24 protein-coding genes are annotated in these 24,587 nt (G+C 65.7%); 6 read left to right on the top strand and 18 right to left on the bottom strand.

What is annotated here, in order from left to right:
* Positions 1–2 precede the first annotated feature (2 nt).
* On the bottom strand, positions 3–1,685 hold the full coding sequence (mdcA, locus tag U5782_RS03910) for a malonate decarboxylase subunit alpha (protein ID WP_322042477.1): 1,683 nt from the start codon (positions 1,683–1,685) through the stop codon (positions 3–5).
* Positions 1,669–2,493, bottom strand: a complete 825-nt coding sequence (locus tag U5782_RS03905; protein WP_322042476.1) for a GntR family transcriptional regulator — start codon at positions 2,491–2,493, stop codon at positions 1,669–1,671. Before U5782_RS03905 ends, mdcA begins: the two co-directional genes overlap by 17 nt.
* Before the next feature lie 254 nt (positions 2,494–2,747).
* Here U5782_RS03905 and U5782_RS03900 point away from each other — a divergent pair, with 254 nt between their 5' ends.
* Positions 2,748–4,046, top strand: a complete 1,299-nt coding sequence (locus U5782_RS03900; RefSeq protein ID WP_322042475.1) for an MFS transporter — start codon at positions 2,748–2,750, stop codon at positions 4,044–4,046.
* Between the two features lie 36 nt (positions 4,047–4,082).
* On the opposite strand, the gene U5782_RS03895 is transcribed toward U5782_RS03900, so the two are convergent.
* On the bottom strand, positions 4,083–5,021 hold the full coding sequence (locus U5782_RS03895; RefSeq protein WP_322042474.1) for a DMT family transporter: 939 nt from the start codon (positions 5,019–5,021) through the stop codon (positions 4,083–4,085).
* 127 nt (positions 5,022–5,148) lie between these two features.
* Between U5782_RS03895 and U5782_RS03890 the strand changes: the two genes are divergently transcribed.
* The gene (locus tag U5782_RS03890) at positions 5,149–6,018 is read left to right on the top strand and encodes a LysR substrate-binding domain-containing protein (RefSeq protein WP_322042473.1); all 870 of its coding nucleotides are present in this window, start codon (positions 5,149–5,151) and stop codon (positions 6,016–6,018) included.
* On the opposite strand, the gene U5782_RS03885 is transcribed toward U5782_RS03890, so the two are convergent.
* The 6 genes from U5782_RS03885 to U5782_RS03860 all read right to left on the bottom strand — a co-directional run bounded on the left by U5782_RS03885 (position 6,006) and on the right by U5782_RS03860 (position 13,872).
* Positions 6,006–7,058 carry an ABC transporter ATP-binding protein gene (locus U5782_RS03885; RefSeq protein WP_322042472.1) on the bottom strand — a complete coding sequence of 351 codons (1,053 nt, stop codon included), beginning with the start codon at positions 7,056–7,058 and terminating at the stop codon, positions 6,006–6,008. The two genes, U5782_RS03890 and U5782_RS03885, sit on opposite strands and share 13 nt — an antisense overlap.
* 37 nt (positions 7,059–7,095) lie before the next feature.
* Positions 7,096–8,775 carry an ABC transporter permease gene (locus U5782_RS03880; RefSeq protein WP_415914236.1) on the bottom strand — a complete coding sequence of 560 codons (1,680 nt, stop codon included), beginning with the start codon at positions 8,773–8,775 and terminating at the stop codon, positions 7,096–7,098.
* 24 nt (positions 8,776–8,799) lie between these two features.
* Positions 8,800–9,819, bottom strand: a complete 1,020-nt coding sequence (locus U5782_RS03875) for an iron ABC transporter substrate-binding protein (RefSeq protein ID WP_322042470.1) — start codon at positions 9,817–9,819, stop codon at positions 8,800–8,802.
* A gap of 76 nt (positions 9,820–9,895) precedes the next feature.
* Positions 9,896–11,206, bottom strand: a complete 1,311-nt coding sequence (gene efeB, locus U5782_RS03870; RefSeq protein WP_322042469.1) for an iron uptake transporter deferrochelatase/peroxidase subunit — start codon at positions 11,204–11,206, stop codon at positions 9,896–9,898.
* Positions 11,207–11,210: 4 nt separating this feature from the next.
* Positions 11,211–12,368: a hypothetical protein gene (locus U5782_RS03865; RefSeq protein WP_415914235.1), complete on the bottom strand. Its 1,158-nt coding sequence runs from the start codon at positions 12,366–12,368 to the stop codon at positions 11,211–11,213.
* 97 nt (positions 12,369–12,465) lie between these two features.
* Positions 12,466–13,872 carry a carbohydrate porin gene (locus tag U5782_RS03860; RefSeq protein WP_322042543.1) on the bottom strand — a complete coding sequence of 469 codons (1,407 nt, stop codon included), beginning with the start codon at positions 13,870–13,872 and terminating at the stop codon, positions 12,466–12,468.
* A gap of 380 nt (positions 13,873–14,252) precedes the next feature.
* Between U5782_RS03860 and U5782_RS03855 the strand changes: the two genes are divergently transcribed.
* Both U5782_RS03855 and U5782_RS03850 read left to right on the top strand, forming a co-directional pair.
* Positions 14,253–15,095, top strand: a complete 843-nt coding sequence (locus U5782_RS03855; protein WP_322042468.1) for an arylamine N-acetyltransferase — start codon at positions 14,253–14,255, stop codon at positions 15,093–15,095.
* A 59-nt stretch (positions 15,096–15,154) separates the two neighbouring features.
* Positions 15,155–15,832 carry an isoprenylcysteine carboxylmethyltransferase family protein gene (locus U5782_RS03850; RefSeq protein WP_322042542.1) on the top strand — a complete coding sequence of 226 codons (678 nt, stop codon included), beginning with the start codon at positions 15,155–15,157 and terminating at the stop codon, positions 15,830–15,832.
* Between the two features lie 15 nt (positions 15,833–15,847).
* Here U5782_RS03850 and U5782_RS03845 read toward each other — a convergent pair whose 3' ends face one another.
* The 7 genes from U5782_RS03845 to U5782_RS03815 form a co-directional block, all read right to left on the bottom strand.
* A complete protein-coding gene (locus U5782_RS03845; RefSeq protein ID WP_322042467.1) occupies positions 15,848–16,636 on the bottom strand; it encodes a hypothetical protein in 789 nt (262 codons plus the stop codon).
* A 101-nt stretch (positions 16,637–16,737) separates the two neighbouring features.
* Positions 16,738–16,923: a hypothetical protein gene (locus U5782_RS03840; protein WP_415914245.1), complete on the bottom strand. Its 186-nt coding sequence runs from the start codon at positions 16,921–16,923 to the stop codon at positions 16,738–16,740.
* A complete protein-coding gene (gene cydB / locus U5782_RS03835) occupies positions 16,895–17,899 on the bottom strand; it encodes a cytochrome d ubiquinol oxidase subunit II (protein ID WP_322042465.1) in 1,005 nt (334 codons plus the stop codon). The genes U5782_RS03840 and cydB overlap by 29 nt, the downstream gene beginning before the upstream one ends.
* 51 nt (positions 17,900–17,950) lie before the next feature.
* A complete protein-coding gene (locus U5782_RS03830; RefSeq protein ID WP_322042464.1) occupies positions 17,951–19,435 on the bottom strand; it encodes a cytochrome ubiquinol oxidase subunit I in 1,485 nt (494 codons plus the stop codon).
* A 457-nt stretch (positions 19,436–19,892) separates the two neighbouring features.
* Positions 19,893–20,081, bottom strand: coding sequence for a 4-oxalocrotonate tautomerase (locus U5782_RS03825; RefSeq protein ID WP_322042463.1), 189 nt, complete (start codon positions 20,079–20,081; stop codon positions 19,893–19,895).
* 50 nt (positions 20,082–20,131) lie between these two features.
* The gene (locus tag U5782_RS03820; protein WP_322042462.1) at positions 20,132–20,905 is read right to left on the bottom strand and encodes a class II aldolase/adducin family protein; all 774 of its coding nucleotides are present in this window, start codon (positions 20,903–20,905) and stop codon (positions 20,132–20,134) included.
* A gap of 11 nt (positions 20,906–20,916) precedes the next feature.
* Complete coding sequence (locus U5782_RS03815) at positions 20,917–21,858, bottom strand: urea transporter (RefSeq protein ID WP_322042461.1); 942 nt, start codon at positions 21,856–21,858, stop codon at positions 20,917–20,919.
* 178 nt (positions 21,859–22,036) lie between these two features.
* Between U5782_RS03815 and U5782_RS03810 the strand changes: the two genes are divergently transcribed.
* Positions 22,037–22,591, top strand: coding sequence for a putative glycolipid-binding domain-containing protein (locus U5782_RS03810; protein ID WP_322042460.1), 555 nt, complete (start codon positions 22,037–22,039; stop codon positions 22,589–22,591).
* Here the strand turns inward: U5782_RS03810 and U5782_RS03805 are convergent, their stop codons facing one another.
* Positions 22,592–23,461: a mechanosensitive ion channel family protein gene (locus U5782_RS03805; RefSeq protein WP_322042459.1), complete on the bottom strand. Its 870-nt coding sequence runs from the start codon at positions 23,459–23,461 to the stop codon at positions 22,592–22,594.
* A 160-nt stretch (positions 23,462–23,621) separates the two neighbouring features.
* Here U5782_RS03805 and U5782_RS03800 point away from each other — a divergent pair, with 160 nt between their 5' ends.
* Positions 23,622–23,942, top strand: coding sequence for a hypothetical protein (locus tag U5782_RS03800; RefSeq protein ID WP_322042458.1), 321 nt, complete (start codon positions 23,622–23,624; stop codon positions 23,940–23,942).
* A gap of 65 nt (positions 23,943–24,007) precedes the next feature.
* Here U5782_RS03800 and U5782_RS03795 read toward each other — a convergent pair whose 3' ends face one another.
* Positions 24,008–24,556 carry an N-acetyltransferase family protein gene (locus tag U5782_RS03795; protein WP_322042457.1) on the bottom strand — a complete coding sequence of 183 codons (549 nt, stop codon included), beginning with the start codon at positions 24,554–24,556 and terminating at the stop codon, positions 24,008–24,010.
* Positions 24,557–24,587 lie beyond the last annotated feature (31 nt).

Below are 24,587 nucleotides of genomic sequence, written 5' to 3'. Positions count from 1 at the left end.
GCTTACCAGCTGCGGAAACGTGCAGGCGGCGTGTAGAGACCGCCCGACCACGTGACGAGATCGTCGATGCTGCGCGCCGCGAGCAGCGAGCGCTTGGCGTCGCCACGGCGGATGGCCAGATCCTCGGGGAATTGCACGACGCCGCGCCGGCGCAGTTCTTCGGTCTTTTCCGCTTTCGCGCGCAGGCCGATGGGCGTCACGCCCGCCACGGCCGCCAGCGCCGCGCGCCGCTCATCTAGACCCTCCGCGCGGTGCAGATGCGCGATGCCTTCTTCGGTCACGACATGGCTCACATCGTCGCCGTAGATCATCACGGGCGCGACCGGCATGCCGCTCTTTTCGCCCACGGCAATGGCGTCGAGTTCATCGACGAAGGTCGGCTCGCCGCCTTTCTTCCACGTCTCCACCAGTTGCACGACGAGTTTTTGTCCGCGCGCGATGGACGATTGCGGATCGGTCTTGCGCAGCAGCTTGAGCCAGGCTTCGCTCGCATGGCGGCGTCCGCGCGGATCGTGGCCCATGTTCGGCGCGCCGCCAAAACCCGCGAGACGCCCACGCGTGACGGTGGACGAATTCGCGTCGGCGTCGATCTGGAGCGTCGAGCCGATGAAGAGATCGACACCATACTGGCCCGCGAGCTGGCACAGCACGCGGTTCGAGCGCAGGCTGCCGTCGCTGCCCGTGAAGAACACGTCGGGGCGCGCAGCGATATACGCCTCCATGCCCACTTCGCTGCCGAAGCAATGCACGCTTTCGACCCAGCCGGACTCGATGGCGGGAATCAGCGTGGGATGCGGATTGAGCGTCCAGTTGCGGCAGATCTTGCCGCGCAGGCCGAGCGATTCGCCGTAAGTCGGCAGCAGCAGTTCGATTGCGGCCGTGTCGAAGCCGATGCCGTGATTGAGCGAGGTGATGTTGTACGGCGCGTAGATGCCCTTGATGGTCATCATCGCCGTCAGCACCTGCAGATCGCCGATGTGACGCGGATCGCGCGTGAAGAGCGGCTCGACCGCGAACGGGCGGTCGGCCTGCACGACCACGTCGACCCACGAGCCGGGAATATCCACACGCGGCAGTTCATCGACAATTTCGTTGACCTGAACGATGACGATGCCCTGGCTAAATGCGGCGGCTTCGGCAATCGTGGGCGTGTCCTCGGTGTTCGGGCCGGTGTAGAGATTGCCGTGACGGTCGGCCTTCTCCGCGCACAGCAACGCGACCTGCGGAATCAGGTCGACGAACATGCGAGCGTACAGCTCTACGTAAGTGTGGATCGCGCCCACTTCGAGCTGACCGTCCTCAAGCAGTTGCGCCACACGCAGGCTCTGCGGACCCGCGAACGAAAAGTCCACGCGATGCGCGATGCCGCGTTCGAACAGCGTCAGATGCTCGGGCCGATTGATGGTCGAGATCAGCAGATGCACGTTGTTGAGCTTCGCCGGATCGGCCTTGGCCAGCGAGCGCGAGAGAAAGTCGGCCTGCTTCTGGTTGTCGCCTTCGAGGGCGACGCGGTCGCCCGGGCGGATCAGCAGTTCGAGCGCCTCCGTGGTGCGCGCGGTGGGCAGCACGCCGTCTTCGAGCCAGCCGGCAATGGCGGCGAGACGGCGGGCTTTCTCGTCGCGGCGCGTAGTCCACGATCGCGGCGCGGTCTGGGCGAGGTCGGGCGTTTCAGCTTGAGGCTTCATCGGGAGTTCGGCTCCGGGAGCGGGGTGTGGCGGGAGAGGCGGAGGAATCGGCGGCGCGCCGCTTTTTCGCGGCGGGCTGCGCGGCGTCGCGCTCGGTCAGAAAACGGTAAATCAGTTCGCCCGTGCCCAGCAGGTGCGCGCGGACGAGCTCCTGGGCAGCGGGGATGTCACGGCGCTTCACGGCGGCGAGGATTTCGGCATGTTCGGCATCCGACTCGCCCTTGTAGGCGGGAAAGCCGAATTTCAACCGCAGATAACGCTCGCCACGCCGATGCAGCGTGGCCAGCATCTCCATGAGTTGCGGGCGGCCAGCGGGCGCGTAGAGGCTCATATGGAAGGCCTCGTTGCGTTCGACGTAAAGCGACGGATCGGTCTCGTGCAACCCGGTCTTGGCCAGCGCGCTGACTTCGCGTAGCGAAGCGGCCGTGTGATTCGGAATCGCGAGACCAAGCGCGAGGCTTTCCAGCGCGGAGCGGATCTCGTAGATCTCGCGGGCTTCGTCGCGCGACAGCGGCGCGACGCTCGCGCCCTTGTTCAGTTCGATGCGCGCCCAGCCTTCGCTCGCGAGCTGGCGCAGCGCCTCGCGCACGGGAATTGCACTCACTGAAAAATGACGCGCGATGGCGTCCTGGCGCAGCGGCGCGCCGGGCGCGAGCGTGCCCTCGACGATGGCGGTGCGCAAGGCGTCCGCGATCACGTGCGAGGTGCTGGTGGGCGGCGAGAGCGGTGCGGCCACGCCCGGCAATGCCGTGCGCGAGGCCAACGCCGCGCTGCCTTCCAGGGGAAAACCATTCGTTGCGTTACTCATGAGATCAAATATTATATATAAAACGACGACTTTGACAGTCTCGCAAACCCGCAACACAGCATAGACGGGTCAGGAAACAGGCGGCTCGCGATTGCCTTACAGCGGGCTTCCGAAGCGCACCGGCATCGCGCCGTTGCGTATTCCACGCCGCGCGGCGCCTACCCGGCGCAGGCGCGGCGCTCAAGCAACCACGTTGCACGGGATCGGTACGCGTGCCGGAGCACGACGCCGACCGACAGGAGGAGAGGAGCATCATGAATTCGATTACCGGGTCCGCGCGGCGTGTACACAAGACGCCGCTCAACCGCTCGCAGATCGCAGGCTTCTGGGGCGCATGGGCGGGGTGGACGCTCGATGGGATGGATTCGTTCATCTATGCGCTTGTGCTCACGCCCGCGCTCGCCGAGTTGCTGCCCAAATCAGGCTACGCCGCCACCCCGTCGAACATCGGCCTCGCGGGCTCGATTCTGTTCGCGTTGTTCCTCGTCGGCTGGGGCTTGTCTTTCATCTGGGGGCCGATGGCCGACCGCTTCGGGCGCACGCGCGTGCTGGCGGGCACCATCTTCATGTTCGCGATCTTCACGGGGCTGTCGGCCACGGCGCAGAGCGTGTGGGCGCTGGGCTTCTATCGCTTTCTCGCGGGCGTGGGGATCGGCGGCGAATGGGCGCTGGCGGGCACCTACGTGGCGGAGTCCTGGCCCGAAGATCGCCGCAAGATGGGCGCGGGCTATCTGCAAACCGGCTATTACACGGGCTTCTTTATCGCGGCGGCGCTCAACTACACGGTGGGCGTGCACTTCGGCTGGCGAGCCATGTTCCTGACGGGCGCGATTCCCGTGGTCGTGGCGATTCTCGTGCTCACGCGGGTTGAAGAACCGGCTACGTGGAAGAAGGCGGAAGCGAGCCTCGCTCGTCGCGTGAGCCCACTGCGCGAGATCTTCGGTAGTGCTTATCGCAAGCGCACGGTGGTGGCCTGCGCGTTGCTGACGATTGCGATCATCGGGTTGTGGGCGGGTGCGGTGTATGAGCCGTCGGCGGTGATCCAACTCGCGACGCGGGCGGGCGCCAGCAAGGCCGAGGCGATCCGCACGGCGTCGATTGCGACCGGCATCCTGTCGATCGGCACGATCCTCGGTTGCCTCGCGTTGCCTCCAATGGCCGAACGCATTGGCCGGCGCTGGACGCTCGCCGTGTATTTCGCGGGGATGGCCGTGACGATCGCGGCCAGCTTCGGCTGGGCCTATTACCTGCAAAACGGGCTGGTGCCGTTTATCGCGATCCTGTTCGTGCTGGGTTTCTTCGGCGGCAACTTCGCGCTTTTCAGCCTGTGGCTGCCCGAGCAGTTCGAGACGCGTGTGCGGGCGACGGCCTTCGCGTTCTGCACGTCGTTCGGGCGCTTCGTGGGGGCGGGCGTGAACTTCCTGCTGGGCGCTGCGGTGCTGCATATGCACACGCTGGGCGTACCGGTCGCGCTCACGGCGATTGCATTCGTGCTCGGGCTGCTCATCATCCCGTTCGCGCCGGAGACCAAGGGCGAGACGCTGCCCGTGTGATGACGTGTCGTGCAGGCCTGCGCCTGCACGACTGCTTTAGCGCCGCTTGAGCGCAAGCCCAGGCGGCAACAAACGCCAACCCAGATTCACGCCCAGACTCGCCGCCACGATCAGCACCATGCCCGCGCATTGCGACAGGCTTAGCGCGCGGCCATAGACGATCGCATCGACGGCGATGGCCGTGAGCGGATAGACAAACAACAACACCGCAATCACGGGCGTCGCCAACCTCGGCAGCGCGCCGTAGATCAGCACATAGGACAGCCCCGTGTGCAGCACGCCCATGCCCACGAGCCAGCCCCATTGCACGGCCGAAATGTGCGTGAGTTCGAGCGGCGCAACAAAAGGCGCGATGAGCGGCAGACACACCGAGCCCACTGCGCATTGCGTGAGCGTGAGCAGATGCGGGCGGAACTCGCGCAGGCTCTTGGCGATCAGCGTGACGCTCGCATAGAGCACGGAGCCGCCGAGCGCTTCGGCCAGCCCGATCAGATAGCGCGTGTGATCGGCCACCTGGCTTTCCGCGAGCACGCCCGAGGCCAGCACCAGACCCACGAACGCGATGGCGATCCAGCCCAGCCGGTCCGCGCCCAGACGCTCATGAAAGAGCGCCGCGCCGATCAGCACGACCCAGAACGGCTGCACATGGAATACGACCGTCGCGACTGCGATGCTGGTGCGATGGATCGAATCGAAAAAGCCTACCCATTGCGTGACCATCAGCAGGCCCGACACGAAGGCCAGCGCGAAAGTGCGCCGCGTGAACTGCTGCGCGAGCTGACGTGGCGCGAGCCAACCCCGCCACGCGCAATACACGGCCAGCGCGAGCATGCCGAACAAACAGCGAAAGAACACGAGCGTCAGTGCGCCCAGATGCGCTTCCTCGACGAAAACGCCGATCGTGCCCATCAGCAGGCCACCGCCCGCAAGCATGGCGACGCCCTGGCGGCGGCTGGTTTGAAGATCTGTTTGCATGGTCGGCATGATGGAAAGCGCGGAAGCAACGCCGAAAGCGCGTTGAAAACCGGCTCAGTATTCGTCAGTTGCGGGGTATCGGCAAACGAATTAAATTGAACAATTCCATCAACGCAGCTGATAAATCATGAACCCCGAGTTCGATCTCGACTTGTTGCGCACCTTCGCGGCCGTGGCGGACGCGGGCAGCTTCACGAAGGCCGCCGTGACCGTGCATCGCTCGCAGGCGGCCGTGAGCATGCAGATCAAGCGGTTGGAACAGATGCTCGGCACCACGCTGTTTGTACGCGACACGCGCAATCTCGCGCTCACGCGGCCCGGCAATACGCTGCTGGAATATGCGCGGCGCGCACTCGATTTACAGGGGGAGGCGTGGTCGGCGCTGGTGCGGCCGGAGGTGACGGGGCGCGTCGTGCTCGGTGCGCCCGACGACTACATGGCCGCGTTGCTCTCGCCGGTATTGCGGCGCTTTTCGACGCTCTATCCGCATGTGGAGATCGAGATCGTCTGCGCGCAGAGCGTGGCGCTCGGCCCGATGCTGGCGGACAACAAGATCGACGTGGCCTTCGTTACGCGCGACCGCAAGCTGCGCGGCGAATTCGTGCGTAGCGAGGAGATGGTGTGGGTCGGCTCGCCGGACGATCCCGCGCCGCTGTCGATGTCGCCGCTACCGGTGGGACTCTACGAGCACGGCAGCGTGGCGCGCGCGCATACGGTGGCGGCGCTCGATGCGGCGCGCATCCGCTACCGCGCGGCGTATAGCAGCGCGAGCCTGATGGGGCTGATGGCGACGGTGGAAGCCGGCATCGCGGTGGTGGCGCTCACGCGCTGCAGCGTGCCGGCGCGCTTCGAACTGCTAGGCGAGGCGCAGGGTTTGCCGAAGATCGAACCGCTCGATATCGTCGTGGCACGCAGCGTGAAATCGAACCGGCCAACCTGCGATTACTTCGTACAACAGATGATGCAGGATTTGTCGGTCAAGCGTCAGCGCGGATAAACGCTGACTTCGCCGCCCACGGCGATGCGCACGCGCTCGCCCGTGCGCGGCGTGCGATAGCCCGGCACGCGCGCGCGGATCGTTGCGGGCATGGCGGCCAGTTCGAGCGTGACGGCAGCGTCCTGGCCCTGGAACGTGACCTCGCGCACGAACGCTTCGAGGGCGTCCGGTGCGTGAAGCGCGTCGTGGGCGAACACGTCGATCTGCTCGGGCCGCAGCATCACATCCACATCGCCGTCTTCATGGCGCGCGCCTTCTGCGAGCGGCAAGGCGCCGAGCGCGCAATGCGCGCGTCCTGCCGCCACGCGTCCCGGCAGCAGCACGGCCTCGCCGACGAAGGCGGCCAGTTCGCGCGTAACGGGGCGGCGATAGAGCGTCTGCGGCGCCGCCGTCTGCACGAGACGCCCGCGCCACAACACCGCCACCTCATGGCCGAGCGAGAGCGCTTCGGCCTGATCGTGGGTGACCAGAACGGCGGTCGCGCCCGCGGCCGCGAGCGCGCGCGCAACGGCTTCGCGCGTTTCCACCCGCAACGCTGCGTCGAGCGACGAGAACGGCTCGTCGAGCATCACGAGACCCGGCGAAGGGGCAAGCGCGCGCGCGAGCGCCACGCGCTGCTGCTGGCCGCCGGACAACTGCTGCGGTGCGCGGCTGGCATACGACTGCGGCAGGCCCACGAGTTCGAGCAGTTCGGCCACACGATGACCCGCGCGGCGTTGCGCACGCGGCAGACCGAAGACGATGTTCTCGGCCACCGAGAGATGCGGAAACAAGGCACCTTCCTGCGGCACGTAGCCGATCTGGCGCTGCTCCGATGGCAGATGCAGCGCGTCGCCGGCCACGCGACGGCCGCCGATTTCGATCGTGCCCGCATCGGCGCGCTCGAAGCCGCACAGCAGGCGCAGCAGCGTGGTCTTGCCGCTGCCCGACGGGCCGAGCAGGGCGACGAGCGCACCCGACTTCACCGTGAGGTGGACGTCGTGCAGCACGGGATGGCCGTCGAAGGACTTGGAGACGCCGGAAATGCGAAGTGTGCTCATGGGCGAGTAAAGCGAACAGATACGGGAAGTGCGTCGATCAGGCCGCGTCGCCGCCGGGCGGCGCTTCGGCGCTCTGCGCGGGCAAGGGCGCGGACGCATGCGCCGCGAGCGCCGACTTGCCCGCGAACGCGAACAGCAGACCCGATGCCGCGAGCGACAAGGCCGTGAGCAGCGCTGCATAGGGTGCGGCGGCGGCGAACGCGAGCGTCGCGGTATCGGACCAGACCTGGGTGGCGAGCGTATGCGTGCCGATGGGCGCGAGCAGCAGCGTGGCGTTCAACTCGGTCACCACGGAGATGAACACCATCGACGCCGCCGCGCCGAGGCCCGGCCCCGCGAGCGGCAGCACGACGCGTCGCAGCGTGGCGAACCAGCCGAGGCCGAGCGCCCGCGCCGTCTCTTCGAGGCGCTGCTGCGCCTGCAGGAGCGCGGCGCGCACGCTCACCAGCGCGAGCGGCAGGAACAGGATCGCGTAGGCCACGATCAGCAGCGTGTTGCCCTGATAGAGCGGCTCCAGCGCGCGCACCGCGAGCGACACGATGGCGAGCGCGATCACGAGACCCGGCACGCCTTGCGCGATGAACGCGGTGCGTTCGAGGAAGGTGGCCGCGCGGCTGGGATAGCGCGCGAGCAGATACGCGAGCGGCAGCGCGAGCAAGGTCGTGAACACGGCGGCGGTGAGGCCGAGGCGCAGCGACGCGAAGGTGGTCGAGAGCAGCAGTTCGGGCGAGACATCGGCGGGCGTGATCGCGGCGGCGCCGGGCTGCGTGAGCCAGTAGCCGATCATGCCGAGCGGCACGCCCAGGGTGCCGATATTGAGCGCGACGAAACCGAGCGCGACAGGCCAGCGCCAGCGGCCGAGCGCATGGCGCACGCTCGCGCGGCGCGTGCCGCGATCGACGCGCTCATAGCGCGCGCGGCCGCGCACGCGGAACTCGAACACGAGACATACGAGACACAGCAGGATCAGCACGCAGGCGAGCAGCGAGGCGCCGCCGCCGTCGAAACTCGTGCGGTATTCGGCGTAGATCTCGGTGGTGAAGGTGCGAAAACGCAGCAGCGTGAAGGCGCCGAATTCGGACAGCACGCCCAGCGCGACCAGCAGCATCGAGCCGAGCAGGGCAGGGCGCAACTGCGGCAGCACCACGCGCACGAAGGTAGTCCAGCGATTGCAGCCGAGCGCGCGCGCGCACTCTTCGAGCGCGGGATCGAGCCCGCGCAGCGCGGCGGCCACGGGCAAATAAACGAGCGGGAAATAGGCGGTCGTGATGACGATCAGCGCGCCCAGAAAATCCTGTAGATCGAGGCTCAGCGAGACCCACGCATAACTCGTGACGAAGGCGGGCATCGCAAGCGGCGCGGCGGCCAGCAGCGCCCAGGCGCGTCGTCCCGGCACATCGGTGCGCTCGACGAACCAGGCTACCGCCGTGCCGAGCACCGCCGAGGCCAGCGTCGCGCTCACGGTGATCTCGAGCGTGTTGACGAGCAACTCGCCGACGAGCGGCCGGAAAATCAGATCCGCCGTATCGGCGAAACCGGATTCCTGCGAAAACGAGAGTGCGCGCCAGAACGTCAGTGCGAGCGGCAGCAGCACCAGAAATGGGCCGAGCGCCGCGGCCAGCAACAGCGCGCGCGGCGCCCGCCGGCGCACGGGCTTGCCCGTTGCGCCGTCGAGGAGATCCGGCACGGGGCGTGCCGGGGAAACAGCTTCACTCACAATTTAATCAGTCATCCTTGTGAATCAGAGCAGGCCGGCCTGACGCAGCAGACGGGCGGCCTGGCTGTCGTCGCCGAGCTGCTGGATCGTCAGCGCGGGCGGCTTCAACTGGTCGAACGGCTTGTTGATCGGGTCGCCCGCGACGCCGGCACGCAGCGGATACTCGAAGCTGATGTGACCTTGCGCCATGAGTTTTTGCGCACGCTCGCTCACGAGGTAAGCGAGGAACTTCTGGGCGCCGTCCGGATTGTGCGCGGCCTTCAGAATGGCTGCGCCCGAGACGTTCACGAGGGCGCCCACGTCGCCGTCGGCAAAGTGCGCGACGGCGCTGCGCGTCTGCTTGTCGCCGATCTCGGCGTGCAGGCGGTCCCAGTAGTAGTTGTTGATGATGCCCGTGGCCACGGCGCCGCGGTTCACGGCGGCCACTACGCCTTCGTCGTCGTCGAAGACCTGCGAGTTGGTTTTCAGGCCCTTGAGCCAGGCGAGCGTGGCGGCTTCGCCCTTGGCGGCCAGCACGGCGTCGACGAGCGGCAGGAAGTCGGCGTCGCTCGGCGCGATGCCCACTTTGCCCTTCCACTCGGGTTTGGCCAGATCGAAGATCGACTGCGGCAGTTGCGCGGCCGGCACCTTCGCGGTGTTGTAGGCGAGCACGTTCTCACGCGCGGTCACGCCGACCCACTGGCCAGCGGGCGAGTTGTAGTGCGCGGGCACCTGGGTGAGCGTGCCGTTTTGCACCGGCGCGAGCAGACCTTTCTCTTCGAGCAGCATCAGCTCGGGCGAGTTCTCGGTGAAGTAGACGTCGGCGGGCGTCTTCTCGCCTTCGGCCACGAGCTGCGCGGCCAGCGCCGGGCCTTCGCCGCTGCGGATCTTCACGTCGATGCCGGTCTGTTGCTGGAAGTCCTTCGCCAGCTGGTTGACCACCTGCTCGTGCTGCGCGTTGTAGAGCGTGATCGAGGCGGCGTGCGCGGCGAGCGGCACCATGCCCGCGACGGCGAGAGCGACAGCAGCGGCGCGCAGGCGCGCGCCAAGGAATGTTGTTTTCATGATCGGTCGTTATCCGTTCTTGTCGAATACTTGTGTCGAATGCGTGCGTCGAATCTGTGTAGAAAAGCCCGCGTTTTCAGGCCTCGAACAATTCGGCGCCAATGAACGAACCCGGCTTCGCGCCCGGCGGGCACGCAAAGATCGCGCTGCCTACGTGGGTCGTGAACTGGTTCATCATGTCGAACTTCGCGAGCTTCTCGTTGATCGGGATGAAGCCCGTGCGCGGGTCGGCCTGGTGGGCGACGAATATGAGGCCCGCGTCATATTCGGTTTCCTGACGCCACGGCGGCCAGCGCTCGATATAGAAGTTCGTGCTGTCGTTGTACGAGTACGAGCGGCGCAGGATCTGCGCGCCGTTATTCGAGGCGCGATTCGACAGGCGCACGTGCGAGTTGTCGGGAATCTGCGGATTGCCGTCCTTGTCCTCGGCGTTGAGGTCGACCGTGTCGAACTCCTTCTCCTTGCCGATGGGCGCGCCGCTGTACTTGCGGCGACCAAACACCTGCTCCTGGAAGCCGGTTTCCATCTGGTCCCAGTGTTCGAGCGTGATGCGGATACGGCGCACGACGGTATAGGTGCCGCCCTGCATCCAAGGCGTGTCGGGCGACGTGGCCCAGACGAATTCCTTCATCGCGGCGGCGTCGCTGGTGGGCGGATTGTTGGTGCCGTCCTTGAAGCCCATCAGGTTGCGCGGCGTCTGGCCGCGCGGGCCCGAGAGAAAGCCCGCCTGACCCCAGCGCATGCGCAGCATGCCATAGCCCTGGCGCGCGAGTTGACGCACGGCGTGGAACGCCACTTGTGCGTCGTTCGCGCAGGCCTGCACATAGAGATCGCCGCCGGTTTTCTCGGGCAGCAACTGGTCGCCGTTGAAGCGCGGCAGATCGACGAGCGCAGCGGGGCGCTTGCTTGCCAGGCCGTAGCGATCCTTGCCTTCGGAGACAAACAGGCCGGGGCCGAAACCGAACGTGACCGTGAGACCCGCCGGGCCGAGACCGAGCACGTCGCCCGAATCGGGCGCGGGATGATCGTCGCTCACGCCTTCGAGCGCAGCGGCGCTCTGACCTTGCGTCATGCGCGCGGCGGACTCGGTCCACTGGCGCAGCAACTTGATGACGTCGTCGCGCGAGGTGGTCGTCAGATCGAACGCGGCCACATAGGTATGGGCCTGCTGCGGCGTGACGATGCCGCCTTGATGCGGGGCGTAGAACGGTTCGACGGCGGTGTACGGATCCGCAACCGCCGGGTGTTTCGCTTCGGCGGCTTGCGCCTGAGTCTGCGCGAGCGCCGCGCCGAGCGTGGCGCTCGCCGCGACGGCCGCGCCGCCCGCCTTCAGGAAACCGCGCCGCGCGGGCTGCCGCGGCTGGTCTTGGGAATCATCGGAGGACATGATTTTATTTCGCCAGCACAAGAGTATTCACGTCGTCTTCCACGTAGTAGAAGCCGTCGCCCGCCGGAGTCAGCGCGATGCCGAACAGGTCGCCGTTGCCGGGCGGCGTCTGCGCCTTGTCGGTATCGATCCAGCGTGCGTAGAGTTGCTTCGCCGCGACCGGGTCGATTTCCACGACCTGGCCGTTCAGTGCATTGGTCACGAGCAGATGGCCCTGCGGCGTCAGGATCATTGCGAGCGGGCGGTGCAGCAGGCCGTCGGCGGTGAGCTGGCGGCCCACGCCCGCGCTCGTGTCGCGCGTGAGCGGATCTTCGATCACGTTGATGCGGTTGCCGATCGCATCGGACACGTACAGCAGTTTGTTGTCGGCGGACAGCGCGAGGCCGGTCGGGCCGACGAGGAACACGCCCTTGTCGGCCTGCGCGCCGAAGCCGCTCGCCACCACCGTCTCGCCCTTCACGACCGGCGCCTGGCCGTTCGGAATGTCGAGATCCATACGCAGCACCGTGGCCTGCTTGAACACGGGCGGATTGCCGTCCGCGCCGCCTACGCCGAAGCCCGCGTTGCTTACGAACAGCGTGGCATGGTCGCCGTTGTCGACGACGGCCATATTGCCCCACGGATCGTTGATATTCGGACTGCTGATGACTTTTGCAATCTTGCCGCCGCTGTCGAGCACGATCATGCAGCCCGCGCCCTTGGTGCCGGTCGTGCCGTCATTGCTCGGCGTGCTGCCGACGATCACCCAGCCCGACTTCAGCATCGTCATCGCAGTCGACAGGCCCACGCCACCAGGACATTCCTTGAGGTCGCGCGGGATCGTCGCGAACAGCGTCATCTGTTTCGTATCGGGATGATAGTCGACGATCGTGCTGCCCGTGCCCTGGAGGTTCGCGGCATTGTTGAAGTTGTCGACCAGCACGTCGCCCTGCTTGACTGCGCCCGCGCTCACCGGCGCGACGAAGATCGCGTACGGGTTCTGGTCGCCGTTGTCGGGCACCGTGTTGATGAGCGTGGTGTGATGGTGAACCGATTCGAGCAGACCTTGCGGATCGGCGTGTGCTGCGAGCGGCGCGCCCAGCATGGCGGCGGCGGAAAGCGCGAGCGCCGCGCGGGTGGCGTGAGCCGAGCACAGCAGCAGCTTGCGCATGGCGTGATTCATTGTATTTCTCCGTGCCTCACGGGAGCACACGCGCACGTCGGGGTGCGCGGTGTGGGGGCGTGAGGACTTGGGGTTAGACATAAACGGATGGTGCGGATCAGAACGTGATGTTGGTGCGCACGCCCACCACGAAGGTGTTGCGCAGCGGCTGGGTCGCATCGTTCGGATTCTGGCCGGCGCCGGCATTGAAGGTGTATTGCGCATCGGCCTGCAATTGCCACCACGGCGTGACCTGATACTGGTACGTCGCTTCCAGGGTGGTTTCCTGGGTGCGTACGCCGTAGGGACCGGTATTGAAGGTGCGATAGTCCATATCGAGGTCTTGCACGGCGTTGCTGACCTTGATGTAGGTGACCGCAAGACCGACGCTGTCGTTGTCGCGACCCTTGAACGGCGCCTTCATGACCACGCCCGCATTCGCCGAGAAGCTGACGAGGTTGCGGTCGCCAGGCGCGCCCATCACGCGCGCGAACACGCCGATGCTGCGCGGCTCGTCGGGGTCCGGACGCCAGATCATCTGGTCGGCGACGGCGTAGATGCTGTAGTCGCCGTGATGCTGGGCCGCGATGCCGGTGCTGGCCGGATTGTTCAGCGACAGACCCGTGTTGTCGTAATGCTGGTCGGCGAACGAATTGCTGTTGTACCAGAAGCCCAGTTTGTAGGTGCCTGGCAGCGCGTGGCTGTCCGCGCTCACGAGTTCGCCTTCGGACGGCTGGTTGATCGCGTACTGCAACTCGCCGATCACGAGCGCGCCGTTATGCAGATTGAAGTTCGTGCCGCTCAGGTTGTTCGGGTTGTTGCCGAGCGGGTCGCCATCGAACACGCCGATCAAGCCCGTGAGCGACGGCGTGATCTGGCCGCGCACGCGCACGCCGAGATCCGCGAGCGGATACGCAGGGCCGCCCGAGGGCATGTCGTACGAGGGCAGCGCAGGCCAGCCGAACATCGTGTTGACGAATAGCGCTGCGTACTGACTCGTGATGAATTCCTGGTCGATACTCTGCTGACCGACCTTGATGTCGAGCTTCTTGTCGAGGAAGGACTGCTGATACCACATCTCCCACAGACGCGTGGTGTCCTGCGCCTCGATGCCGCTCGCCGTGTTCAGCGTGCCGAGATTATTCGAGCTCAGGTTGGAGCCGTGAATCTGCAGGGCGCTGATATTGAACAGGCCGCCCGGGATGCCGAGCGCCTTGCTCGTATCGACCTGCACCGTTGCCGTCGTGAGACCGTCATAGGTGCCGCCGCGGTTCAGACCGCCGCGCAGATTCGCGAGATATTCGCTCGTCTCGGTGAGCTCGAACGTGACACCGTACTTGCCGAGCCACGGTCGCAGACCGCCCATGTCGCCGAGCAGATTCTGGCGCGTCCAGATACCGGTCATGAAGTTCGACGGCTGTGCCTTGATCGAAAGATCGGCCTCGGGAGCTTCGGGCGCGGCATCGGGGTTGCTCGACTGCGCCTGAGCGGCGCTGCATGCGAAGGCGGCGCAGGCCGCCCACATCGCAAGTCCCCGAATAGCGGGCGCACGCCGTCCGAATGTGCGCGCTGACCGGTTCAGTTTCATCGTATTCCTTACTTATTTAATTCTTTATAGCGGGATCGAATCTCCATGCACGCTGTGTCAGCGGCCTGAAACTTTTGTCTCCGAGACGGCGCAATCGTACTCATCGCTAATATTAGAGTCAACACAAATGAGAATGATTCTCACATTAATTACGGGTCGTAAGCGGGTTGTTTACGAGTGACTTTCATCCGCGATCCTGACGATTACATTCGTTCAGATTTGAGGGTATTCGGTATGAGGAAAGAACTCGAATATGATGGCGGCGGCAGGCGTTTTTTCGCTGTTTTCTTAATCTGTTTGCTTCGCGGGTGAGACCGATGTCGGAATTAAAATTAGATTTAAATCAGTACTTCGAGCGTATTGGCTATGACGGTCCGCGCGAGGCGACGCTCGATGTTTTACGCGCGCTGCATCGTCTGCATCCGCGGGCGATTGCGTTCGAGAATCTCGATCCGTTCTCGGCACGACGCGTGTCCGTCGCGTTGCCCGATATCGTCGCGAAACTGGTGGCGTCGCGACGCGGCGGCTATTGCTTTGAACACAATGCGTTGCTCGCACACGCGCTCATGCAACTGGGTTTCGAGGTTGAACCGCTCGCGGCGCGCGTGGTGTTCGGCCGCCCGGCTGGCACGATTGCGCCGCGCACGCATATGTTGTTGCGCGTGAACATCGACGGGCAGGCCTGGCTCGCCGACGTGGGTTTTGGCGGCGCGTCGCTGTCGGTGCCGCTGTCGTTTGTCGAGCGCGGCGCGCAGCCCACGCTGCTCGAACCGGCGCGTCTCGCGCCGCTCGGCACGAGCGAATGGATGCTCGAGCATTTCGATGGTCAGGCGTGGGTCGATGTCTATCGCTTCGACGATGCTCCCGCACAATGGGTCGATTACGAAGTGGCGAACTGGTACACCTCCGCGGCGCCCGATTCGTTTTTCCGCGACAACCTGATTGCGTGTATCGAACACGAAGGGCGGCGCGCAGTATTGTTCAATAATCGCTACACGGAGCGTGACGGTAACGGCCAACGCCTCACGGAGCGCTTTATCGCGAACGCGAACGAACTCGCGCAATGCTTGCAGGAAGGCTTCAAACTCAATACGGCAGGTTTCGATCTGCCTGCAATGTTCGCGCGTGTGGAAGGGCGCGAAGAGAGCAGCGCGCGCTAACGACGCGCACGGGCGCATGACGCGAGGAGGAGACGATGCATAAGCCGATGAACAAGCCGCTGCTCGCGCGGCTCTTCGCGCAGACCGTCATCTGGCTCGCGCTTCAGGGCGCCTTGCTGTTCGCCGGAGCGGGCACGTTCGCGTGGACCGCCGCGTGGCTCTGGCTGCTCGAATGGGCCGCATGTTGTACGTGGATCGGCTTGTGGCTCGCGCGCACCGATCCCGGCTTGCTGGTCGAGCGCCTCGCGCCGTTCGCGCAGCGCGAGCAGGCGCGCTGGGATCGCATATTCATGATGGCGGTCGCGCTGGGCTGGTGCGCGTGGCTTGTGTTCATCGGTTTCGACGCCGTACGGTTTCGCTGGTCGCATGTGCCGCTCTGGCTGAGCGTGGTCGGCGCGATGGCGATCTTCGCCGATATCTACGCGACGCGCGGCGTGTTTGCGGCAAATCGCTATGCGGCGCCCGTCGTGAAAATCCAGCGCGAGCGCGGCCATGCGGTCAGCGACAGCGGCCCGTATGCGTACGTGCGCCATCCCATGTACGCGTTCGCGATCCTGCTGCTCGCGGGCACGCCACTCATGCTGGGGTCGTGGTGGGGGCTGCTTTGGGTGCCGCCGATGGTGGCAGGCGTCGGCTGGCGCGCCGTGCGTGAGGAGCGCGCGCTAGCCGCGGAACTGCCGGGCTATCGCGCGTATCTGGAGCGGGTGAAGTATCGCTTCGTGCCTGGCGTGTGGTGAGACCGGGCGCGTTATTCAGCGAGCGGAGGAGGCGGTAGACGCCCCCAACGCATTCGCATAGCGCCGATAAAGCCACGCCAGCGCCGAGCTGGTGAGCAATGCGAAGGCGAGATTGGCGACGCTCTGCGCGATCGCGAGCGCGGTGAACCAGCCAGGCGTTTGCACGATGGCGGGCGAGACGCCCGCGAGACCCAGCCCGATCAGCACCGCCACGCCGCACACGAGCAGCGGTAGCGCCGCCACGCAGGAGACGCCCAGCACGGTCCAGAAGTGCCCCTGGCTGTCACGCCACGCGGCGGCCAGCGAGAAACGTCCGCCAATCGCAAGCGCCGGATAGAGCAGGCTCACGCGCACGCCGATGAATACCCAGATCGCCGCGACGATCAACGCGAGAAAGGCCGCACCGGCTTCGGTATGCGGACGCAGCGCCAACCACAATCCCGCGCCGGTGGCGATAAAGAACAGCATCATCAGCATGCCGAGGCCGAGCATGCGCAGCATCGGGCGCGCGCCATTGGGCATGATCGGCTCGGTGCGTTCGTCGAGCAGCACGAAGCGGTAGACCTTCAGCGTGAACCAGAGATAGACGAAGCCGTTGAAGATGGAGGCGAGGTTGCCCGCGAGCACGAGCGCGGTGGACGGTGTGTCGCCTTCGCCCGGCATGGGCCGGCCGGCCAGCGCGAGCCAGCCCAGCACGGCGTAGATGGCCAGTGCGCCCAGCACCACGGCCGGCATGCGCTTGACGGCTTCCCCGGCGCTCACCCACGCGCGCTTCACGCATTCCATGAAGGTCATCTGTTGCATGGTTCTTATGATCGAAGTTACAGACGGCCTACAGTCTAACGCGGCGTGAGCGTTTCGCGCGGCGGGCGTGCGCGATTTCCGGGTTTTTCGGCTAGTTCATGCTACTTGACGGCGAACAGCGTGAGGTTCATGAAGATCTTGAACACGTAGCCGAGCGAAACCGCCGAGACCACGCCGCCGCACCAGAGCAGCACGAACCAGAGCCAGCCGGGCAAGGCGCGACGGGTCTGTGCAGCGGGCAACGTGGCGCGTTCGCGCTTAGTGGTAGTGGTGAGCGTCGCCATGATTGAGCTTGCCTCGGAAGACCCAGTAACCGAGCGCCGTATAGGCGAGGATGATGGGCAGAATGAACGATGCGCCGATCAGCGTGAAGGTCTGGCTTTCGCGCGGCGCGGCGGCTTCCCAGAGCGTCAGATGCTGCGGGATCGCATAGGGCCACAGACTCACCAGCAGGCCGACATAGCCGAGCAGCACGAGCGCGAGCGCAGCCACGAACGGCGTCTTGTGATGGCGCGACTGCACGGCCCAGCGCATCCAGATCGCGCACGCAACAACCAGCAGCGGCACCGGCGCGAGACGCCAGAAGAGCCCCGAGTAGAACCAGCGGTTGGCGATAGCGGGGTCTTGCAGCGGCGTCCACAGACTCACGAGCGCGATGAAGCCGAGCAGCATGACCGTGAGCGGCCACACGAGCTTGTGCAGACGGCGTTGCAGATCGCCTTCGGTCTTGGCGACGAGCCAGCAGCTGCCGAGCAGCGCGTAAGTGGCGACGAGACCGAAGCCCGTGAGCAGGCTGAACGGCGTGAGCCAACCGAAGGCGTCGCCTGCGAAATGGCCGTCCTGCATCGGAATGCCTTGCAGGAAGGCGCCCAGCGCGATGCCCTGGAAGAACGCCGCGCCCGTCGAGCCGCCGATGAAGGCCAGATCCCACAGATGGCGCGTGCGATTGGCCTTGGCGCGGATCTCGAACGACACGCCGCGGAAAATCAGGCAGGCGAGCATGAAGACGAGCGGCAGATAGAGCGCCGAAAGCACCGTCGAGTAGACGATCGGGAACACGGCGAACAGCCCCGCGCCGCCCAGCACGAGCCAGGTTTCGTTGCCGTCCCAGACGGGGGCGACCGTGTTCATCATCAGGTTGCGCTCTTCCTCGTCGGGGAAGAACGGGAACACGATGCCGATGCCCAGATCGAAGCCGTCCAGCACGACGTAGAGTAAAAGACCGAGCGCGATGATCGCGGCCCAGATGACGGTGACATCCATATTGCGTTGCCTCGTTTCTGTGTGCGTATGAAGGGTCGCTGCAAAGGCGCGTCAGGCGTCGATCAGTTCGTCGACGGCGGCCATCGGGCGGCGCGCGGTCTGATTCGCGGCCAGCGCCGGGTGCGCTTCGCGCTCGATGCCGTCGGGCGTGTCACCGTGGCTATCGTGGCCAGGGTGGCCGCCGTGCGAGGACGCGCCGGGCAGTGCCGGGCCGGTGCGCATGAGCTTGAGCAGGTAATAGATGCCCGTGCCGAACACGAGGAAGTACACGGCCACGAACGCCATCAGCGAGATGCCGACCTGCTGCGCGGTGAGCGGCGAGACCGCTTGGGAAGTGCGCATCACGCCATAGACCACCCACGGCTGGCGGCCGGCTTCGGTCGTGATCCAGCCCGCGAGCAGCGTGATGAAACCGGTCGGGCCCATCGCCAGCGTGAAGCGCTGGAACAGACGCGATTCATAAAGCGTGCCGCGCTTGCGCAGCCACCATCCGGCCAGAGCCAGTACGATCATCAGGATGCCTAAGCCCGCCATCACGCGGAAGGTCCAGAAGATGAGCGTCGAGTTCGGACGATCTTCGGGCGGGTAACTCTTGAGGCCGCGAATCTCGCCGTCCCAGCTATGCGTGAGGATCAGGCTGCCCAGATGCGGCACCTTCACGGCGTAGCGCGTGGTTTCGGCTTTCATATCGGGAATGCCGAACAGATTGAGCGCCGTGCCGCCTTGTTCGGTGTCCCAGATGCCTTCGATCGCGGCGATCTTGGCGGGCTGGTATTCGCGCGTGTTCAGACCGTGTGCGTCGCCCACGAATGCCTGCACCGGGGCGAGCACGAGCAGCAACCCGAGCGCCATCGAGAACATCTTCTTCACGGCCGGATCGCGACGACCCTTGAGCAGGTGCCACGCGCCCGTCGCGGCCACCACGAGCGCGGCCACGATGAAGGCCGCGATCGCCATATGCGCGAGACGGTACGGGAACGACGGATTGAAGATGATCTTGAACCAGTCGGTCGGCACGACATGGCCGTTGACGACTTCGAAACCTTGCGGCGTCTGCATCCAGCTATTGGAGGCGAGAATCCAGAACGTGGAGATGAGCGTGCCGATGGCGACCATCAGCGTCGCGCCGAAGTGGGCGCGCGGGCTCACGCGGTTCCAGCCGAACAGCATGATGCCGAGGAAGCCCGCTTCGAGGAAGAACGCGGTCATGACCTCGTACATGAGCAGAGGGCCGGTGACCGGCCCGGCGAACGACGAGAAGCCAGCCCAGTTGGTGCCGAACTCGTAGCTCATGACCACGCCGGAGACCACGCCCATGCCGAATGCCACGGCGAAGATCTTCGACCAGAAGTGGCAGAGGTCTTTGTAGAAGGTTTTGCCCGTCTTGAGCCAGCAGGCTTCGAGCACCGCGATGAAACTCGCGAGGCCGATGGAGAGCGCCGGAAAGACGATATGGAAGGAGACCGTGAAGGCGAACTGGAGCCGGGCCAGATCGAACGCGGAAAGCGCCGGTAGAGCAGGGAGGGACGAGTGCATGTGTGGGCCTGATGCGTGCTTGTACTTGGCTTGTTCGTCGGAAAACACTGCGCGGTGCGCTGGGCGCGGCGGCGGGGAAACCGTCGCGCGAGGCACCGTGCGAATGGACGTAAGCGTAGGGGAACGGCGCGCGTTTTGCTGCACTGCGATCTGCGCCAGCATGTCGCAGCAGTCAATCGTCAGGCGGCGATTGGCTGCGCTAACGCGTTGATAAAGATCAATTTAGATTGAAGATTTGAGATGGCTTGATCTAACGCAAAGGGTGCGCGCTGCGGCAATATGCGTCAATTTCCGGGGAGGCTGCGCGCGGTGCGGCAATTGGCCCAGGTGCGCGCGAAAAAGGTGTTCGATCCGGGGTGGCGAATTGAGGCGGGGAGGAGAAGCGAAGCGTCGTCAGCGTGGCGACGCTTCGTGATGAATTAATCAGGATGACGATTTAATTGTGGAGCGCGGATGCTCAGCGCGGATCGCTCCAGAGCTTGCCGGCCGTCGCCCAGTTTTCCGGCTTGACGTCGTGGAAAATGATGTCGACGGATTGAGCATCGCAGCCCAGCACCTTGCAGGTGGTTTCGGTGAGCGCGGCGGCCAGTTCGCGCTTCTTCTCTACCGTGCGGCCTTCGAACAGTTCGACATGGAATGTGGGCATAGGGATCTCCTGGTTGGCGTTCAAACGATGAGGCGGGTTTAGTCCTGCTTTTAGTCGCGATACGAGCGGTCGATGCGATCGAGCTTGCGCAGCAGCGCGGGCCATTCGAGCATGCCTTCGATCGCGCCGCCGTCGAACAATTGCTCAGCGGTGCGCGCGCAGACCTCGGGCGGCGGCACCACGAGCGGCACGCCGCCCGCCTGTGCCTGCAACTGGATCTCACAGGCCTTGATGAGCGTTGCCATCAGGACCCAGGCCTCGGCGATCGTGCGCCCCGTGGTGAGCGTGCCGTGATTGCGCAGCAGCATTGCCGGTTTGTCGCCCAGGCTCGCCGTGAGACGTGCGCCTTCGGCGGGCGTGAAGGCCAGCCCCTCGTAGTCATGCCATGCCAACTGGCCGTAGAAGCGCAGCGCATGCTGCGAGGCGGGCAGCAGGCCGTCGCGCTGGATCGACACCGCGATGCCCGCGGTGTTGTGCAGATGCATCACGCAGACCGCGTCGGCGCGCGCCAGATGCACGGCCGCGTGCAGCGCGAAGCCGGTCGCGTTCACGGGGTGCTCGCTATGGCCGACGATGCGGCCCTCGGTGTCGATCTTGACGAGATTCGACGCGCACACCTCGTCGAAGGCGAGACCGAACGGGTTGATCAGGAAGCGCCCCGGCTCGCCAGGCACGGCAGCCGAGACGTGCGTGTAGATGAGGTCGTCCCAGCCGTAGAGCGCAATCAACCGGTAGGCGGCGGCGAGATCGACGCGCAGTTGCAACTCGGCTTCCGAAGGCGGTGTGGCGTCGGCGATGCCGGTCGGACGATGGGCGAATGACATGGACGGCTCCTTCAGCGGACGGTTCGGTGTTTCGGCTTGCCTGACGGTCGCTGACGCAGCGGCAGGCGCCACGCAAGATGCACGCCCCAGCCTGCGAGTGCGAACGGCGCGGTCATCGCGGGCAGGCCCAGGCGCGCGGCAGCGACGTGCAGCGCCGCGGCAAGCATCGTCGCACAGATCGCGGCGCGCGGGCCGAGCGCGCTGGCGGCCAGCGCAGCGAGCGCGCCGTTGAAGCCGCACAAACCGGCGGCGAAGCTCGCGGGCGGCGCGCCCAGCCCGTATTCGAGCACGCTCGCCAGGGCCGCGCCGCCGAGGGCGTACGTCGCCGCGCGCCGCGAGGACCACGCAATGCCCGCGAGCAGCACGAGGCCCGGCAGCGTGCCGGAGGCGAACACGGTTTGCGCGAGACCGCTCAGCAGCCCGGACAGGGCGTCGAAAGCGTTGGCGGCGAATAGAACCGGCGCGGATGCATCGGCTGCGGCGGCGCGCTCGCCGCCCATGTGCAAGGCGAGCCAGAGCCAGGTCGCGAGCAGGCAGGGCGCCGAATACACCGCCAGGTTCGCCCGGCGCAGCAGCGCCACGAGCGGCGTGCCGACCCACGCGCTGAACGCCGCTGCGAGCAGGGATAGCGCGACGGCCGTCGCCGTATCGGCGGCAAAGGTGAAGGCCGCGAGGCCAGCGAGTGCGCCGTTGAAGCCCGCCAGGCCGTCGTCGATCGCATCGAGCGGCGCGCGGCCCAGCAACGCGCAGACATTGGCCGCCGTCGCGCCGATCAGCGCCGCGCAGGCGAGCCGGGGATCGCAGAGCGCGAGGGCCGCGAGCACGCAGGCGCCGGTGCCCGCATGCCGTTGCAGAACGATCTGGCCGAGGCTGCGCAGCAGCGTGCGTAACGGCTGTAACGGATCGGCAAAACTGGCGGCGGATGAGGCGCTCAAGGGCGCGTGGGTGGGCATGGCGGATCGGACGAAAGCAGGGAAATGACGGCGTGGGCGCCGCTTCGCGAGGATAGGCGAAGCGGGGTGTTCTGCGCACGCGTGGGCGTGATAGTCGCTATTTGCGGCGATGGGCTACGATAGCCGCCATTGCCTGAAAAATCCCGTCAACCGCAGGTCAACCGCGCGGAGGCGCTCCATGCGCGAAGTACGTTGGGCTTCAGAAGAAGGCGAGGGGATCGAGCATCTGGCCTTCGAGGCGAGCGATGACGCGATCCGCGTGGAAAGCGTGGTGGTCGGGCAGCGCTACGGCAAGGCTTATGGCCTCTGTTACACGGTGCACTGCGATAAGCGCTGGCGCGTGACCTACGCTGCGTTTCGCGTGATGGGCGGCGCGAGCTTCGCGATGCACGGCGACGGACTCGGCCACTGGCGCGACGTCGAGGGGCGCGCGCTCGACGCAATCGAAGGCTGCATCGATATCGACATCGCGGCCACGCCGTTCACGAACTCGCTGCCGATCCGGCGGCTCGGTCTCGCACGCGGCGAACGCCGTCCGATCGAGGTCGCCTATATCGCCGCGCCGGAACTCGTGCCCACGCGCGTCGCGCAGGCTTACGTCTGCATCGAGCTGGATCGCGAGTATCGCTATGAAGGCATTTTTCGCGACTTCACCGCGAATCTGAAGATCGACGCGGACGGTCTCGTGCTCGACTACCCGACGCTGTTCCGCCGCTTGCCCGCGCTGGCCTGATTACGGCGTTTGCGGGACGGCCGGTGCCTCGGCCGCGCTGCCTTCCGGCTGCACGATATGCAATTCGCGTGTGCGCAGCGGCAGCGCGAAGTGCGCGTCGTTGAGCGTCTGACGCACTTTTCGCGACAGTTCCCAGCGCATTTCCCAAAACGTATCGATGTTGGCCCAGACGCGGATATTCAGCACTGCGATGCTATCGTCGAAGCGCGTGACCATCACTTGCGGCGCGGGCGCGGCCAGCACGCGCGGATCGGCAGTCGCGAGCGCGCGCAGCGCATCGATGGCGCGATTCACATCGTCGCGCACTGAGATCTCCACTTCGAGATCGAGACGGCGTGTGGGATTGCGGCTGTAATTGCGGATCGAATTGCTCCACAGCGCGCTATTCGGCACGTATTCGCAGATGCCGTCGGGCTTGGTGAGGCGAGTGGTGAAGAGATTCACTTCCTCGACCGTGCCCGCGACGTTCCCGCCACCGCCGTCGATATAGTCGCCCACCTTGAAGGGGCGCAGCAGCAGCAACATGATCCCGGCCGCGATGTTTTGCAGTGTGCCTTGCAGTGCGAGGCCGATGGCGAGACCGGCGGCGCCCAGCACGGCGACGATGCTGGCGGTCTGGATGCCGATCTGCGAAAGCGCCCCCACGATCGCCACGAGCCGCACGCCGCACACGGCGCTGTCGCGCACGATGGGGCGCAGCGTGGCGTCGATGCTGCCCTGGCGCGAGAGCCAGTTGCCTGCGCGCCGCGAGACCCACCAGCCGAGCCAGAGGATCGCCACGGCCGCGCACAGGCGCAGCGCGAAGGCGGTGAGCGCGTCCCACAGGAAACTCCAGTTGGACGGGTGAACGTGCACAAGTAGCGATTGCATGGGGCGGTGGTCCTCTAAACGCGGGGAGGACCTATTTTACGGGTTCGCGCCGCGCCTCCCCATGCGTGCGGCACAGGGGTTGCTCAGTTCATGGTCAAGCAGGCGGTGTTCGCCTGTGTCGTCTTCAGTCCTGGGTGGAGCTAACAAGGAGGAACGGATCATGAACAAGGCAACCAGCACATTGATCGCGGCGGTCGCCGCACTCGCGCTGTCGGGCGGCGCTTTTGCGCAATCGGCGGGAGCAGGCGGTTCGAGCCACGGCAGCACGGCCAATCCGGCCACGAGTCAGATGAACCAGACGAACGATTCGACGAGCGGTTATGGCATGCCGGGTGGCACGAATTCGGACAGTGGCGTGGGTACGGGCTTGCCGAACGCGGGCTCGCAGAATGGCATGAGCAACGGGCAAACTTCCAACAGTGCGCCGACGAGCAATAACACACTCGCGACGCCGACTACGAAGTCGCCGGTTAGTAAATAAGCGAGCGATGCCGATGAGGCGGAGCGACATCGGGAAAGTCTGATAAGTTAGGTATCCAGATGAAATCAGGTCGCTCCGCCTGGCGCGCTCCCATCGCCTTCGCCGAGCGAGCGTTGCATGAGCGCCGTATCGCGCCAGGCGCCATGCTTGAATCCGACCGATCGCAGCGTGCCCACGGACTCGAAACCCAGGCTCTCATGCAGCGCGAGCGAGCCGCCTTTCGGGTCCGCGACCACGGCGAGCATTTGCCTCCACGGCCCTGATTCGCAGCGTGCGATTAGCGCTGCGAGCAGCGCGCGGCCGAGTCCGCGTCCACGAAAAGCTTCGTCGATGTAGATCGAGTCTTCGACGGTGAAGCGGTAAGCCGGTCGCGGGCGATAAGGCGTGGCGTAGCAGTAGCCGGCCACCCGTCCGTCGATTTCGGCGACGATCCACGGCAGGCCGTGTTCACGCACGGCGGTGTGACGGCGCAGCATTTCGTCGAGCGAGGGCGGCGTCTCCTCGAACGAGGCGGCGCCGTACTGCACGTGATGGGCGTAGATCGCAGCGATGGCGGGGAAGTCGGCGGGCGTGGCGTCGCGCAGCAACGGCGCGGCGGCGTGAGGTGCGTTCATGATCGGTATGCGAATGACATGCGCCGCGCGA

The sequence above is a fragment of the Paraburkholderia sp. J67 genome (assembly GCF_905220265.1).
Lineage (GTDB): Bacteria > Pseudomonadota > Gammaproteobacteria > Burkholderiales > Burkholderiaceae > Paraburkholderia.
This window is presented reverse-complemented; position numbering and strand designations above follow the sequence as displayed.

Excerpts from the sequence above, each read along its gene's own strand:
- mdcA (WP_322042477.1), bottom strand. The coding sequence starts at position 1,685 with ATGAAGCCTCAAGCTGAAACGCCCGACCTCGCCCAGACCGCGCCGCGA.
- U5782_RS03905 (WP_322042476.1), bottom strand. The coding sequence starts at position 2,493 with ATGAGTAACGCAACGAATGGTTTTCCCCTGGAAGGCAGCGCGGCGTTG.
- U5782_RS03900 (WP_322042475.1), top strand. The coding sequence starts at position 2,748 with ATGAATTCGATTACCGGGTCCGCGCGGCGTGTACACAAGACGCCGCTC.
- U5782_RS03895 (WP_322042474.1), bottom strand. The coding sequence starts at position 5,021 with ATGCAAACAGATCTTCAAACCAGCCGCCGCCAGGGCGTCGCCATGCTT.
- U5782_RS03890 (WP_322042473.1), top strand. The coding sequence starts at position 5,149 with ATGAACCCCGAGTTCGATCTCGACTTGTTGCGCACCTTCGCGGCCGTG.
- U5782_RS03885 (WP_322042472.1), bottom strand. The coding sequence starts at position 7,058 with ATGAGCACACTTCGCATTTCCGGCGTCTCCAAGTCCTTCGACGGCCAT.
- U5782_RS03875 (WP_322042470.1), bottom strand. The coding sequence starts at position 9,819 with ATGAAAACAACATTCCTTGGCGCGCGCCTGCGCGCCGCTGCTGTCGCT.
- efeB (WP_322042469.1), bottom strand. The coding sequence starts at position 11,206 with ATGTCCTCCGATGATTCCCAAGACCAGCCGCGGCAGCCCGCGCGGCGC.
- U5782_RS03865 (WP_415914235.1), bottom strand. The coding sequence starts at position 12,368 with ATGAATCACGCCATGCGCAAGCTGCTGCTGTGCTCGGCTCACGCCACC.
- U5782_RS03860 (WP_322042543.1), bottom strand. The coding sequence starts at position 13,872 with ATGTGGGCGGCCTGCGCCGCCTTCGCATGCAGCGCCGCTCAGGCGCAG.
- U5782_RS03855 (WP_322042468.1), top strand. The coding sequence starts at position 14,253 with ATGTCGGAATTAAAATTAGATTTAAATCAGTACTTCGAGCGTATTGGC.
- U5782_RS03845 (WP_322042467.1), bottom strand. The coding sequence starts at position 16,636 with ATGCAACAGATGACCTTCATGGAATGCGTGAAGCGCGCGTGGGTGAGC.
- cydB (WP_322042465.1), bottom strand. The coding sequence starts at position 17,899 with ATGGATGTCACCGTCATCTGGGCCGCGATCATCGCGCTCGGTCTTTTA.
- U5782_RS03830 (WP_322042464.1), bottom strand. The coding sequence starts at position 19,435 with ATGCACTCGTCCCTCCCTGCTCTACCGGCGCTTTCCGCGTTCGATCTG.
- U5782_RS03825 (WP_322042463.1), bottom strand. The coding sequence starts at position 20,081 with ATGCCCACATTCCATGTCGAACTGTTCGAAGGCCGCACGGTAGAGAAG.
- U5782_RS03820 (WP_322042462.1), bottom strand. The coding sequence starts at position 20,905 with ATGTCATTCGCCCATCGTCCGACCGGCATCGCCGACGCCACACCGCCT.
- U5782_RS03815 (WP_322042461.1), bottom strand. The coding sequence starts at position 21,858 with ATGCCCACCCACGCGCCCTTGAGCGCCTCATCCGCCGCCAGTTTTGCC.
- U5782_RS03810 (WP_322042460.1), top strand. The coding sequence starts at position 22,037 with ATGCGCGAAGTACGTTGGGCTTCAGAAGAAGGCGAGGGGATCGAGCAT.
- U5782_RS03805 (WP_322042459.1), bottom strand. The coding sequence starts at position 23,461 with ATGCAATCGCTACTTGTGCACGTTCACCCGTCCAACTGGAGTTTCCTG.
- U5782_RS03800 (WP_322042458.1), top strand. The coding sequence starts at position 23,622 with ATGAACAAGGCAACCAGCACATTGATCGCGGCGGTCGCCGCACTCGCG.
- U5782_RS03795 (WP_322042457.1), bottom strand. The coding sequence starts at position 24,556 with ATGAACGCACCTCACGCCGCCGCGCCGTTGCTGCGCGACGCCACGCCC.